At 62.3% G+C, this 12,756-nt stretch carries 10 protein-coding genes and 1 pseudogene; 8 read left to right on the top strand and 3 right to left on the bottom strand.

Going from position 1 to position 12,756, the window contains the following annotated elements; translation table 11 throughout:
* Positions 1 to 6: 6 nt before the first annotated feature.
* Positions 7 to 1,023, bottom strand: coding sequence for a DMT family transporter (locus IPI80_RS18620; protein ID WP_413862594.1), 1,017 nt, complete (start codon positions 1,021 to 1,023; stop codon positions 7 to 9).
* Between IPI80_RS18620 and IPI80_RS18615 the strand changes: the two genes are divergently transcribed.
* The 3 genes from IPI80_RS18615 to IPI80_RS18605 are packed head-to-tail and all read left to right on the top strand — an operon-like array spanning position 1,022 to position 3,100.
* Entirely contained in the window at positions 1,022 to 1,690 is a 669-nt protein-coding gene (locus IPI80_RS18615; RefSeq protein WP_413862593.1) for a histidine phosphatase family protein, read from the top strand. The two genes, IPI80_RS18620 and IPI80_RS18615, sit on opposite strands and share 2 nt — an antisense overlap.
* Before the next feature lie 10 nt (positions 1,691 to 1,700).
* Positions 1,701 to 2,111 carry a hypothetical protein gene (locus IPI80_RS18610; protein WP_413862592.1) on the top strand — a complete coding sequence of 137 codons (411 nt, stop codon included), beginning with the start codon at positions 1,701 to 1,703 and terminating at the stop codon, positions 2,109 to 2,111.
* Positions 2,111 to 3,100: a CapA family protein gene (locus IPI80_RS18605; protein WP_413862631.1), complete on the top strand. Its 990-nt coding sequence runs from the start codon at positions 2,111 to 2,113 to the stop codon at positions 3,098 to 3,100. The genes IPI80_RS18610 and IPI80_RS18605 overlap by 1 nt, the downstream gene beginning before the upstream one ends.
* A gap of 7 nt (positions 3,101 to 3,107) precedes the next feature.
* Here IPI80_RS18605 and IPI80_RS18600 read toward each other — a convergent pair whose 3' ends face one another.
* A complete protein-coding gene (locus IPI80_RS18600) occupies positions 3,108 to 3,989 on the bottom strand; it encodes a creatininase family protein (protein WP_413862591.1) in 882 nt (293 codons plus the stop codon).
* 69 nt (positions 3,990 to 4,058) lie between these two features.
* Here IPI80_RS18600 and IPI80_RS18595 point away from each other — a divergent pair, with 69 nt between their 5' ends.
* The 5 genes and pseudogenes from IPI80_RS18595 to priA all read left to right on the top strand — a co-directional run bounded on the left by IPI80_RS18595 (position 4,059) and on the right by priA (position 11,099).
* Positions 4,059 to 4,397 carry a DUF167 domain-containing protein gene (locus IPI80_RS18595; protein WP_413862590.1) on the top strand — a complete coding sequence of 113 codons (339 nt, stop codon included), beginning with the start codon at positions 4,059 to 4,061 and terminating at the stop codon, positions 4,395 to 4,397.
* Between the two features lie 115 nt (positions 4,398 to 4,512).
* A complete protein-coding gene (locus IPI80_RS18590) occupies positions 4,513 to 6,789 on the top strand; it encodes a protein-disulfide reductase DsbD family protein (RefSeq protein WP_413862589.1) in 2,277 nt (758 codons plus the stop codon).
* 21 nt (positions 6,790 to 6,810) lie between these two features.
* Positions 6,811 to 7,251 carry a CoA-binding protein gene (locus IPI80_RS18585; RefSeq protein ID WP_413862588.1) on the top strand — a complete coding sequence of 147 codons (441 nt, stop codon included), beginning with the start codon at positions 6,811 to 6,813 and terminating at the stop codon, positions 7,249 to 7,251.
* Positions 7,252 to 7,298: 47 nt separating this feature from the next.
* Positions 7,299 to 8,489 carry a uroporphyrinogen decarboxylase gene (hemE, locus tag IPI80_RS18580; protein WP_413862587.1) on the top strand — a complete coding sequence of 397 codons (1,191 nt, stop codon included), beginning with the start codon at positions 7,299 to 7,301 and terminating at the stop codon, positions 8,487 to 8,489.
* Between the two features lie 419 nt (positions 8,490 to 8,908).
* Positions 8,909 to 11,099, top strand: a pseudogene (priA, locus tag IPI80_RS18575) (primosomal protein N').
* A gap of 15 nt (positions 11,100 to 11,114) precedes the next feature.
* On the opposite strand, the gene IPI80_RS18570 reads toward priA, so the two are convergent.
* On the bottom strand, positions 11,115 to 12,701 hold the full coding sequence (locus IPI80_RS18570; protein ID WP_413862586.1) for a sensor histidine kinase: 1,587 nt from the start codon (positions 12,699 to 12,701) through the stop codon (positions 11,115 to 11,117).
* Positions 12,702 to 12,756: the final 55 nt, after the last annotated feature.

Genomic DNA, 12,756 nt, shown 5'->3' with positions numbered 1-12,756 from the left:
ACCCGGTCAGCGCAGCAAGATCAGCGTCGTTCCGCACACCGTCAAACCAGCGCCTAACCAAGCCCCCCAGGCTGGTGCGCGGCCCAGGTGCCACCACAACAGCGGCAGCACCAGAACGGGTGACACCGATGACAGGATGGCGACCATGCCCACGTCGCCCTTGTTCAGCGCCATCAAAATGAATGTCATCCCCAGGCCCATACCAATAAAACCGTTAAGCGCCGTTTGCGCCAGCACGCCAGCCGTGGGATGCCGGTGGGCGCGGGCCGCACGCAATCCGCCCCACAGCAACAGGTAGTGCGCCGCGCAGGCCACCGAAACGCGCACCGCAGACGCTGCAATCGGGTCCACCACCGCGCCAACCGCCTGGTTTGACATCACCGGCTTGGCAATCAGCGTGCTTACCGCTTGCCCCAGTGCCGCCACCAGCCCCAGTGCCACACCCCAGCGCAGCGAGCCATGATTAGCCTCCCAGGCGTGTTGGTCATCCTTGCGACGCCCCAGTGCAATGGCGCACATCACCCCGGCAATGGTCAAGGCGCCACCCAGTGCCGCCTGCAAACCCATGCGCTCACCCAGCATGGCAAAACCCAAGGCGGCGCTGAAGGCTGCATGGGTGGAAAACAACACGCTGGCACGGCGCGGCCCCAGGCGCTGCACGGCACCATACAGGGCGGTGTCTCCGATGAAGATGCCGACGATACCGCTGACGGCCAGCGTCATGGTCGCGTCCCAGGAAAGGCTGCGCCACGACCCCAAAGCAGCGACCACGCCCCACAGCATGCAAGCCACCAGCGACATGCGCCAGCGGGTGAACGCAATGGCTCCCAAATGGCGTACTGGTGTAACGGCCAGCAAGCTCGAAGTGGCCCAACAGGCCGCCGCCGCCAGGGCCAGAAGGTCATACGCCGCAATCATGGCTTCATTGTCGCTGCAACACCCACGCCGCCGCTGCACCCAATTTGACCGCGCTGTCGCAACCACGACATCGCGCACACCCTGCTTGCCGTAGATTCCTTGCATGGGAAATCTCTATTGGGAGCGACACGGGCAGGCGTCTTTTGGCGCTGCCGACTATGACAACCTCAGCGCGCTGGGGCAACGCCAAAGCGTGCGTCTGGGCGAGTACCTGGCAGCACGTCAAATTCATTTTGATGCCGTGCTCACCGGCACCCTGAAGCGCCAAGTCCAGACCTGGGCCGGCATTGCCAAGGGCGCAGGATTGGATAACAAAGCCCTGCAATGGCCAGGCCTGAACGAATTCAACGGCGATGCGGTGATTGCCGCTATCCACCCCGAACCCCTGCCACCCACCAATACGCCCGCGTTGTACAAGCAACACTTTCGCCTGCTGCGCGATGGCCTTACCCAGTGGATGAACGGCGTGGTCTCCCCGGCCGGCATGTCCAGCTACAACGAGTTTGTGCAGGGTGTCACCAGCGCACTGGACCATGTTCGCAAGGAAACCACGGGCAACGTACTCATCGTCAGCAGCGGTGGCCCCATTGCCACCGCCGTGGGGCACGTGCTGGGTACCGCACCGGAAACCACCATTGCGCTGAACATGCGTATCCGCAACAGCTCGATCACCGAGTTCGTTTTCAATTCCAAACGCCACACGTTGCAGACCTTTAATACGCTTCCCCATCTGGACGGTGCAGAATATGCGCCATGGATCACCTACTCCTGAACCCGCAAGCATGAAGCCTGGCACCACCTGTCGGTTCGTGTGCACCCTGGGCGCTGTGGCACTGCAGCAAGGCGCTCTTGCCGCACCCCTGCTGCGCTGCGAGGTGACTTACGCCGGCGCCACACAACAGGTGCAAGCCCGCATGGTGGACGACCCCTACTCGGTACCTTCGGTGGACATTGGCGGGCGCTTCCACTTCAAGGCGGTGATGGTGGGTCGCGGGGAGCACATCGAATCCATTGCGCTGTACGCCTACCTGGACACCCGCCACCAACCAATTCTGGTGCAGGAGGCCAAATACTTGCCGCCCTACCACAGCGGCGTCACGCCCTATTTGCTAACAGGCGAACAACACATCTATGCCGGTGAGGTAGAGCGCGAGCTGATCTACCACTGCACGCTCGAAGGTGTGGCGCCATGATGCGCCGCATACTGCAAACCGCTGTCGCGCTGGTGTTGGCCTGTGGCTTAAACGCGCACGGTGCCGACGGCTCGGCAACCCACAAAAGCGTGCGCCTGCTGTTTGCCGGCGACGTGGTGCTGGACGACCACGCCGGTACCGCCATCACCCGGGGTGGCGACCCGTTTGCCGACTTTGCCTCGCTGTTCGCCGGTGCCGATATTCGCCTGGCTAATCTGGAATGCGTGGTGGCCACCACGGGTACACCGGCTGACAAAAATTACACCTTTCGCGCCCACCCACGCGTCCTCGCGGTGCTCAAACACCATTTCGATGCCGTAGCCCTGGCCAACAACCATTCCGGTGACTATGGACGCGAGGCCTTTTCCGAAATGCTGAACTTGCTAAAGCAGGCCAATCTGGGGGAATTTGGTGGCGGCCACAACCTGGCGCAGGCACACACCCCGCTGATTCTGGAGCGCAAGGGTCTGCGCATTGCCTTGCTGGGTTACAGCGAATTCATGCCGCGCAGCTTTGAGGCCGACTTTGACGCGCCCGGCGTGGCCTGGAGCGAAGACGAACAGGTGCGCAGCGACATCCACAAGGCCCGCACTGTATACCGGGCCGACATCGTGATCCCGGTTATGCACTGGGGCTGGGAAAACGAGCCCACAGCCAACACCCGGCAGCGGCAACTGGCCCGCCTTATGCTGGACGCCGGAGCCGACGCGGTGATCGGAGGCCACCCGCACGTCACGCAAGACATCGAGAACTACGACGGCAAACCCATTGTTTACAGCGTGGGCAACTTTGTGATGAAAGAGACCGACAACGCCAACCAGCGCCGGGGTTGGGTGCTGGAGCTGGAGATCGACAAGACCGGTGTGCAAGCGCTTCGCACCCACATGGCCAGCATCGATATGGATGGCATTCCCAGCCGCGACCGCACAACCACCAGCCCGTGCTGGCGCCGGGGACAAAACGGCCTGCAGGCCTGCACCAGCGACTAACGGAGCACTAGGGAATGGAGTCGCTGTGGGAGTCGCTGAGCGTACTCAGTGGCAACTGGTGCACCTCGCTCAGCAGGCGCGCCAGTGCGCGTGCTGCGGCATCGACCACCGCATGCCCCTTGTCGATTGACGCACCCAGCGCATTGCCAACGGCACCCGCCGGGTTGTAGTCCTGCATCTGCCAGCCCAGCTTGGCGCTCTTGCCATTGCCCAGAATCTCAAAGCGGTTGGCCCGGTCTTCAGAAGTGGATGCAAAGTTGCGTGCCTGCTCCATGTCCACCAAGTGTGGTGCCAGCGCCAGCATCATGGAGGTTTCCATTTCACCGGCGTGGATGCCAAAGCGGTGTTCATGCGCGCTAAACAGAGCATTCACATCCTCGCCTTGCGGGCCCAGCAGGGGCAGGCCAAACCAGTTCACGCTGTAGACCAACATCCCCAAGCGTGCGCGCAGGTCGCGCGCCACGATATCCATCACCCCGACCTGGCCACCGTGGGAGTTGAATAGCACCAGCTTCTTCACACCGCTGGCGGCGACGCTCTCGCCAATGTCGGTCCACAGGCGAATCACGGTTTCAGCCTTGAGCGTGAGCGTGCCGGCAAATCGCGCGTGCTCGGGGCTCAGCCCAATAGCCTGGGTGGGCAAAAACAGGGCTGGCACAGCCGCATCGAGGTGTGCCAAGGCGGCACTCACCACGCCATCCACCAAGGCACTGTCCACCCGCAGCGGCAGATGCGGCCCATGCTGCTCAGTGGCGGCCACCGGCAACACGGCAATGGTCTGCTCCAGCAGGCCGGCAGCGCGTGCCTGCGCGAAGTCACGCGTGCTGCAGTCTGCCCAGTAGCGCGAGGGATACGGATGGGGCGTGGTGGGTGGTCGGGCGGCGGGCATAGTGGTATCGGGCTTTGGGAATGCCCATGGTACCGCGCACTGGCAGCCAGCAACAAGTGCCGCAGTAACATGGCACCATGCCTGCTACGCCCCCGCAACGCCACTGGTGAGTCCTTCTTTGCCTGGGATGGCGACGTGCTCATCGTCAATGTGCTGGGCAAACCCTCCGCCGCCAAGGACGCCATCGGCAAACCCAAGGGCACCCAGCTCAAGATCAGCGTCACCGCTGCACCAAAGGGCGGTAAAGCCACCGACTACATGGTGCGCTTTCTGGCCCCGCTGTTTGGCGTGACGGTGGCCGACATCGAGGTGGTCTTCGGCCAGGAAAACGTGAACAAGCAGTTGCGCATCAAGGCCCCCAAGAAACTACCCGCCGTATTCAACCAGGCCAGTCTGGACCTGGAGTGAACGCCAAGCAGGGGCGTGAACTGTAGGGGTTTGGGCTCTGAATGGCCCTTGCGGTGCCACAATCGGGGCGCCACCAGACTCCCCCTTTTCAGCCGACAAAAGCTCTCATATTGCAATGATTTTCACCAACAGTCTTAACGGGCGCAGCCCGTATGCCTTGCGTCGGGTTTTCCGCAGCTTGCAAATTACTACAATTTTTGTAGCGCTCTACGTATCATTGACGGGGGCTAATGCCCAATTAATTCAAAAAAATTCGGCACAACCGGGCAATGCAACAGCCGTCGTCCAAACCGAGCAGGTGCGCGCCGAGCTGTTCGCCCACGCGCCAGACGGCGTGGCACCGGGCAAGTCCGTGTGGTTGGGCCTGCAGATCCAGCACCAGCCCAACTGGCACACCTACTGGAAAAACCCGGGCGACTCCGGACTACCCACCGTACTGCAGTGGACGCTACCCGCCGGTGTGACAGCGGGCGAAATCGCCTGGCCCACACCACAACGCATCACGGTTGGCAACCTGGCCAACTTCGGCTTTGACGGCACCGTGCTGCTCCCCACCCCCCTGACCATTGCACCCGCGTTCCAAGCGTCACCGTCTGGCGATCTGGAAGTGCATCTGACGGCCTCCTGGCTGGTGTGCCGCCAGGAATGCATTCCACAAGAAGGCAACTTTGTGCTGCGCATACCGGCGCAGGGCTCCACCGGATCGCATGGCGCAGACTTTGACGCCGGGCGCGCCGCAAGCCCCGCCGATTTGACCGGCACCGCAAAGGCCGTAGCGGGTGCCGACGGATTTACGCTCACCGTAACGGGCCTGCCCACCGCCTGGGCCGGCAAGGCGCTGCAACCCTTCCCCGAAACTGAAGCGGTGGCCGAGCCAGTCAGCTCGCCCCATAGCGGTGACATGGTGGATAGCAGTGGCGCAGCGCCACGTACTGGCACACAAAGCTGGGCCAACGGTGTCTGGAGCGCCCACTTTCCTTACTCTGCTATGCGGGAATCTGCACCCACCAGCCTGCCGGTTGTGCTGGCACTGGGCACGCAAAGCCTGCGCACCGTAGCCAGCGTTAGTGGCCAGTGGCCGGCGATTAGCGCCCCCGGCCCCCTGCCAACGGCGGCCACAAGTACGGCACTCGCCACGTCGACCCCGGTGAACGCCGCCGGCGGCGGCTGGGGTAGCTTGGGCTTGGCACTGGCGGCAGCGCTGCTGGGCGGGTTGATCCTGAACCTCATGCCCTGCGTGCTGCCGGTGCTGGCCATCAAGGTGCTGGGCTTTGCCAGCCACGGCCACCATGGCCACGCGTCCCACCGCGCCCAAGGCTTGGCCTACACCTTGGGCGTGGTGCTGTCATTCGTGGCACTGGGCGCCTTGATGCTGGGCCTGCGCGCCACCGGCGAGCAACTGGGCTGGGGCTTTCAGTTGCAGTCACCCGCCGTGCTGGCGGTGCTGGCAACCCTATTTACCTTGCTGGGCTTGAATCTGGCCGGGCTGTTTGAAGTGGGCATGCTGTTGCCCCACAAGCTGGCCAGCCTGCAGGCCCGCCACCCGGTGGTGGATGCCTTTTTGTCCGGCGTGCTGGCGGTGGCCATTGCCTCGCCCTGCACGGCGCCGTTCATGGGTGCCTCACTGGGTTACGCCATCGGTCTGCCTGCCGCACAAGCGCTGGCCATCTTTGCCACCTTGGGGCTGGGTCTGGCTCTGCCGTTTTTGGCGGCTAGCTGGGTGCCGGCGGTGGTGGGCTGGTTGCCCAAACCGGGCGCCTGGATGGACACCTTCCGCCGCTTCATGGCATTTCCCATGCTAGCCACCGTCGTCTGGCTGGTTTGGGTGCTGGGCCACCTGAGCGGCGTGGACGGTGCCGGCGCGCTGCTGGCCCTGCTGCTGGCCATGAGTTTAGTGATTTGGGCACTCGGCCTAGAAGGCCGCAGTCGCATTATGTTTGCTACGCTTTCAATAGCGATATGTGTCGTGTTGCTGAGGGCTATCGGCCCATTGGTTATCAAGATCGAAGATGCACCCAACCCGTTGACAACAGCCACCACTACCAGCGCTGGCGTCACTTGGCAGGCATGGGCGCCCGGCAAGGTTGAGTCCGAACTTGCAGCCGGGCGCCCGGTGTTTGTTGATTTCACTGCCGCCTGGTGTATCACCTGCCAATACAACAAGAAGACCACCCTGAGCAATACCGACGTGTTGGACGACATGCGCGCCCACCATGTCACGCTGATGCGCGCCGACTGGACCCGCCGCGACCCCGCCATTACCCAGGCGCTGGAGCAATTGGGGCGTAGCGGCGTTCCGGTCTATGTGCTGCACCAGGCTGGCAAACCACCGGTTGTATTTTCGGAAATCCTGGACGCGCAGACCCTGCGAGCCAGCCTGGCCCAGTTGTAGAAGAGCCCTGTGCCAGAACCTATGTCCTCCAACGAAACCGCAGCCGATACCGCTGCCACCATGGCCCACATCCTGGGGCACTGCCGCACGGTGGCCGTCGTCGGCCTGTCGCCCAAACCGCACCGCGACAGCTATGAGGTGTCGCAGTACATGCAGGAAAACGGCTGGCGCATCATTCCGGTCAACCCGGTGGCGGCTGCCAGCGGTCAGCCCATTCTGGGGGAGCGCGTGTACGCCACACTGACCGAAGCCGCTGCTGCGGAGTCAATCGATCTGGTGGATGTGTTTCGCAACAGCGCCGATGTGCCGCCCGTGGTGGACGAGGCCATTGCCATTGGCGCCAGGGCGGTGTGGATGCAACAGGGCATTGCCCACGAAGCAGCCGCACAACGGGCACGTGCGGCCGGGTTACAGGTGGTAGAAAATAAGTGCCTGATGGTGGAACACGCCCGACTGAGATAGCCCCCAAAGTGGGCGAGAGGTGCTGGCGAACTGCGACAATAGGGGCTATGAACGCACTGCACACTCCCACTGGCGCCCCTGCCACCACCGCCCTTACGCAAGACCCCACTTTCGCCAACTTGCAGAACCCCACGTTTCTGCAGGCTTGCCTGCGCCAAGCCACTGACCACACCCCCATGTGGCTGATGCGCCAGGCCGGTCGCTACCTGCCCGAATATGTTGCCACGCGTGCCAAGGCCGGCAGCTTCATGGGCCTGGCCACCAACCGCGACTACGCCACCGAGGTAACCCTGCAACCGCTGGAGCGCTACCCGCTGGATGCCGCCATTTTGTTCAGCGACATTCTCACCGTGCCCGACGCCATGGGACTGGGCCTGTCTTTCGCCCAGGGCGAAGGCCCACGCTTTGCCACCGCTGTGCGCGATGAAGCAACCGTGGCCAAGCTGGCGGTGCCCGACATGGCCAAACTGCAATATGTATTTGACGCCGTGTCGTCCATCCGCAAGGCCCTGACCCAGGCCGATGGCAAAGGCCGGGTGCCGCTGATCGGGTTCTCCGGCAGCCCCTGGACCCTGGCCTGCTACATGGTCGAAGGTGCGGGCTCGGACGACTACCGCAAGGTCAAGACCATGCTGTACAGCCGCCCCGACCTGATGCACCGCATCCTGGCCATCAACGCAGACAGCGTGGCCGCGTACCTGAACGCCCAGATCGACGCTGGCGCCCAGGCAGTGATGATTTTTGACAGCTGGGGCGGCGTGCTGGCCGACGGCGCATTCCAGGAGTTCAGCCTGGCCTACACCGCGCGTGTGCTGGCACAGCTCAAGACCACGCACACCGATGGCAAGGGCGTCACGGTGCGCATTCCCCGCATTGTGTTCACCAAGGGTGGCGGTATGTGGCTACAGGAAATGGGAACGCTGGATTGCGAGGTTTTGGGCCTGGATTGGACCGTCAATCTGGGCAAGGCCCGCGCGTTGGTCGGTGGCCAGGAAAACGGCCCCGGCAAGGTACTGCAAGGCAATATCGACCCCAATGTGTTGTTTGCACCACCGGCCCAGATTGCCAACCAGGTCAAACACGTGCTCGACAGCTTTGGCAAACCCTACCAAGGCACGGGCACCGGCCCCACCCACATCTTTAACCTAGGACACGGTATCAGCCAGTACACGCCGCCAGACCACGTGGCCGCGCTGGTGGAAGCGGTGCACAGCCATTCCCGCGCGATACGGGCCTGAATTGCGTACCACTTTTGGGGCCGCAATAGATGCATCCTGTTGCACTTATGCACAAATGCGGGTGATAGCCACTTTCGGCATCCCCTGAATAGGGGATATGCGCTATGAAAGCAATAGCGCTTGTAAGTACTTGATTTATAAGGAAACGAAACTTTGCTTTTTTTAAGGGCATTTCAGTCGAAGCCTTGATTTTCAAGGCTTTACAGAGCGCCGGAGGTAGATATCAACAAAGTTATCCACAGAAACTCTTAGTTATTCATAAAGCATTTTTAAATCAAGCACTTAGCGGTACTTCCTAAGAACAACCTTAACAAATTCCTCCAAGTGTGCGCCAAATCTCCTTCACGCCACCCCATGGCGTCAATTGAACCGTGAGCCACTGGTTGTGCGTGCTGGTGCAAACCCCGGCACATGCCGCAATGGGGTCGGTGCTGAGCTACCGAAGTGAGTCGGCACTGCCAAGCGGCACGCTGGTTCGTGTGCCACTGGGCTCGCGTGAGACCCTGGGCGTGGTGTGGGATGCCCAGTCTGCACAAGCCACTGGAGAGTTTGATCCAGCCAAGATCCGGTCCGTGGCGGGCACTTTGGAAGGAATTGCCCCACTGAGCGCAACGTGGCAACAATTGGTTACATTTACTGCGAATTATTACCAGCGATCTCTGGGTGAAGTCGCCCTGGCAGCCCTGCCGCCCCAATTGCGCGAACTGTCCCCTGCCCAGGTGCAACGCCGACTGAAACGCAGCAAACCCACTCCAGCCCCTGGGGTGACCAACGCAGGCGACAGCGGCCTACCCCAGACCGAACCATGCCAGCGGACCCAGCCTCACTGCAGAACAAACCGCTGCCCTGGACCAGATCGAGTCCCAACCCGGCCCTTTTTTGCTGTTCGGCGCCACCGGCAGCGGCAAAACCGAGGTGTATTTGCAGGCCGTGCAGACCCTGCTGTCGGCTTCCCCGCAAGCACAAGCGCTGATCATGGTGCCCGAGATCAACCTCACGCCGCAGCTCGAAGCCCGCTTCAGGGCACGTTTTGCACCACTCTATGGCGACGATGCCGTGGTGTCCCTGCACAGCGGCATGACTAACCCGCAGCGCCTCAAGAGCTGGCTGGCCGCCCACAGTGGGCAGGCCCGCATGGTTCTGGGCACGCGCATGGCCGTGTTTGCTTCGCTGCCCCACCTACGCCTTATCGTGGTGGACGAAGAACACGACCCCAGCTACAAAAGCAGCGAAGGCGCACGCTACTCGGCACGTGACCTGGCCGTGTACCGTGGCCGGCTCGAAAATGCCAAGGTGCTCTTGGGCTCGGCCACCCCCTCACTGGAAAGCTGGCACCACAGCCGCCCCGCAGAAGCGGGCGGACGCTATCTGCGCATCGCGATGCCCAGCCGCATTGGCACGCTGCCCCCAGGCCCCAACAACGAAGCCACCCGTGCGCACCAGACCACCCGCACCAACGCCGGTACGCCCGATGGCCTGCCCCTGGTGCGCCGGGTGGACATGAACCACCAGCCCCGCAACGCGGTGTTTTCCATTCCGCTGCTGGAGGCCATCAAGGAGCGGGTGGCACGCGGCGAGCAAAGCATGGTGTTCTTGAACCGGCGAGGCTATGCACCAGTGTTGCATTGCACCGACTGCGGCTGGAAGAGTGAATGCCCGCACTGCAGCGCCTTTCGGGTGTTCCACAAGATCGACCGCACCTTGCGCTGCCACCACTGTGGCTTTACCGAACGGGTTCCCCGCGCCTGCCCCAGCTGTGGCAACCCCGACATTGCCCCGCTGGGACGCGGTACCGAACGCCTGGAAGAACACCTGGCCGAGCTGCTGGCCGATGTGCGACGGCCCCACACGATCAGCGCCGAATTTCCCGAGGGCGAGCCGGTGCGCGTGGCCCGCATCGACGCCGACACCACCCGCCTAAAAGGTGAGCTGCAAAGCCAACTGGCGGCAGTCCACGCAGGCGATGTGGACGTGCTGGTGGGCACCCAGATGATTGCCAAAGGCCACGACTTTCGCCGCATCACACTGGTGGCGGCAGTCAATCCGGACGGCGCCCTGTTCTCCAGCGATTTTCGCGCACCTGAGCGCCTGTTTGGCCTGTTGATGCAGGCTGGTGGCCGCGCCGGGCGCGACGCGAACCTGGGGGAGCGCAGCGAGGTCTGGATTCAAACTTTCCAGCCGGCCCACGCTCTGTACGCAGCCCTCAAACGCCACGACTACCCGGCCTTTGCCAACGCACAGTTGCGCGAGCGCCTACAGGCGGGCCTGCCCCCCTTTACCGCCCAGGCCCTGGTACGGGCCGAGGCACGCGACCAAGAAGCAGCGCAGGCCTTTCTCAACGCCGCCAGTGCTTCAGCCCATAACGAGATGGCGCAGTGGGAGGGATGGGCTACCGTACTGGACCAAATCACGCTGTACCCAGCTGTGCCCATGAGCATTCAGCGGGTGGCCAACGTTGAACGCGCCCAGATGCTGGTGGAGAGCCCCTCACGAAACGCCCTGCAACAATTTCTGTCGGCATGGCAGTCGGTATTGCACACTACGCGCAAGCAACCCGTAGGCAAAGGTCTGTTCCGTTGGGCCATTGACGTGGATCCGCTGGCTATCTGACAGCCGCCCAAGACATCACACCATTGGACCTTCTATGTTGGCTGCCACACGGGGAAACACCACCCGAACGCGGGTACCCTCATCCGGGGCGCTGTCCACAGTGACTTGACCACCCAGCACGCGGGTGGCAATTCCGTGCACAATATTCATACCCAGGCCTGTGCCGCCACGCCCCATTCTGGTGGTGAAAAATGGATCAAAAATGCGCGAACGCACGGCGTCGGACATGCCCACACCGTTGTCCGCTACCACCAGCTCCACCGTGTCAACATCCACCGCCGCGATACTCACCGAAATGCGCCCGGTCTTGCCGGGCTCAAATGCATGGATGGATGCGTTCATCACCAGGTTGGTCAGTACCTGCCCATAGCGCCCAGGAAAGCTGTCGCACACCAGGCCACCACACAGATCCTTGTGCACCTCGCACCCCGACATGCGCATGCTGGGTTGCAACATGTTGAGAATTTCGGAGGTCACTTCGGCCAGATCGAATTCGCGGCGCTGGTCGCTGGTCTGGTCCACCGCCACCTGCTTGAAGTCCGAAATCAGGTGGGCCGCCCGCTGAAGATTGCTCATGGAAAGTGCCATGCCTTCTTCGGCCCGGTCAAAAAAGGCGGTCAGCGAGGATCGACGCAGTTTCCCAGCACCAAACTCAGCCTTCATCTCCTCCACTTCCGCCTGGATCGTGGATGCGACCGTCAGCGCATTGCCAAGGGGCGTATTGAGCTCGTGCGCCACACCCGCCACCACACGACCCAAAGACGCCAGCTTTTCGGTCTGGATGATTTCTTCCTGCGCGCGCTCCAGCGTACCCAGGGTTCGCTCCAGGGACTCGGTGCGTTCGGTGACACGCTGCTCCAGGTGCTCATTGGCGTCAGTCAACTCCAGATTACGACTTTCCAACTGTGTGATCAGGTCGATCAGCGCCAGCCGCGTGGCTTCCAGGCTGTCGGCCAACGCCCCCACTTCGTCGCGAAATACCCGCTTGATGGGCACGTCCAACTGGCCTTTTTCGAGGCGACCGGAGGCCTCAACCAAATACTCCAGCGGCCGCACCAGCCGCCAATGCATGATCAACAAAATAACCAGCAGCGCCCCGAAGGAAATTTCCAGACCTTGGCGCACATACTGCATGCGCACCTCGTTCACCTTGCGCACATAGCCGGCGGTGGACATTTGCAGCTCCAGCTTGCCCACAAGGGTCTTGTTGCGCTCCACCACACGGGTGACGCGCTCTACCAGATTGGCATCTACCGTGTCCCGGGTACGGGTCGCAAAGGGCGAACCCTTATCGTCCCAGATGGCAATGGAGACTACGTCCGGATTGATGAAGGCGGCCTCCATGATGGAGTTGGCCTGCTCGGCTTCAAACTGCCACAGTGGTTCGCGCAGTGCCAGCGCTGTCAGCGTGCTCAGATGGTCCATTTCGGTACGGATCTGGACAATGTGCTGTTCACGCAGATCGGACGTCTGCTCCAAATAGGAGAAGAACGAAGCCAGTAGTACGCCCACGACCACCGTCAATGCAATCACCACCCGCAGGGAGTGCAGACGCAACCACAGCGCGCCAAGTCTGCCAATCTGAGGGGGGGTGTTGGGCATGGTGGATGTAATCCTTTTAGCCACTGTAACGCAAAGGCAGTGGCGCCCAAATCCG

This window comes from Candidatus Aalborgicola defluviihabitans (assembly GCF_016705985.1).
GTDB classification, from domain to species: Bacteria; Pseudomonadota; Gammaproteobacteria; order Burkholderiales; family Burkholderiaceae_C; genus Allorhodoferax; species Allorhodoferax defluviihabitans.
Note: the sequence above shows the minus strand (reverse complement) of the source record. Positions and strands in the feature narration are given on the sequence as shown.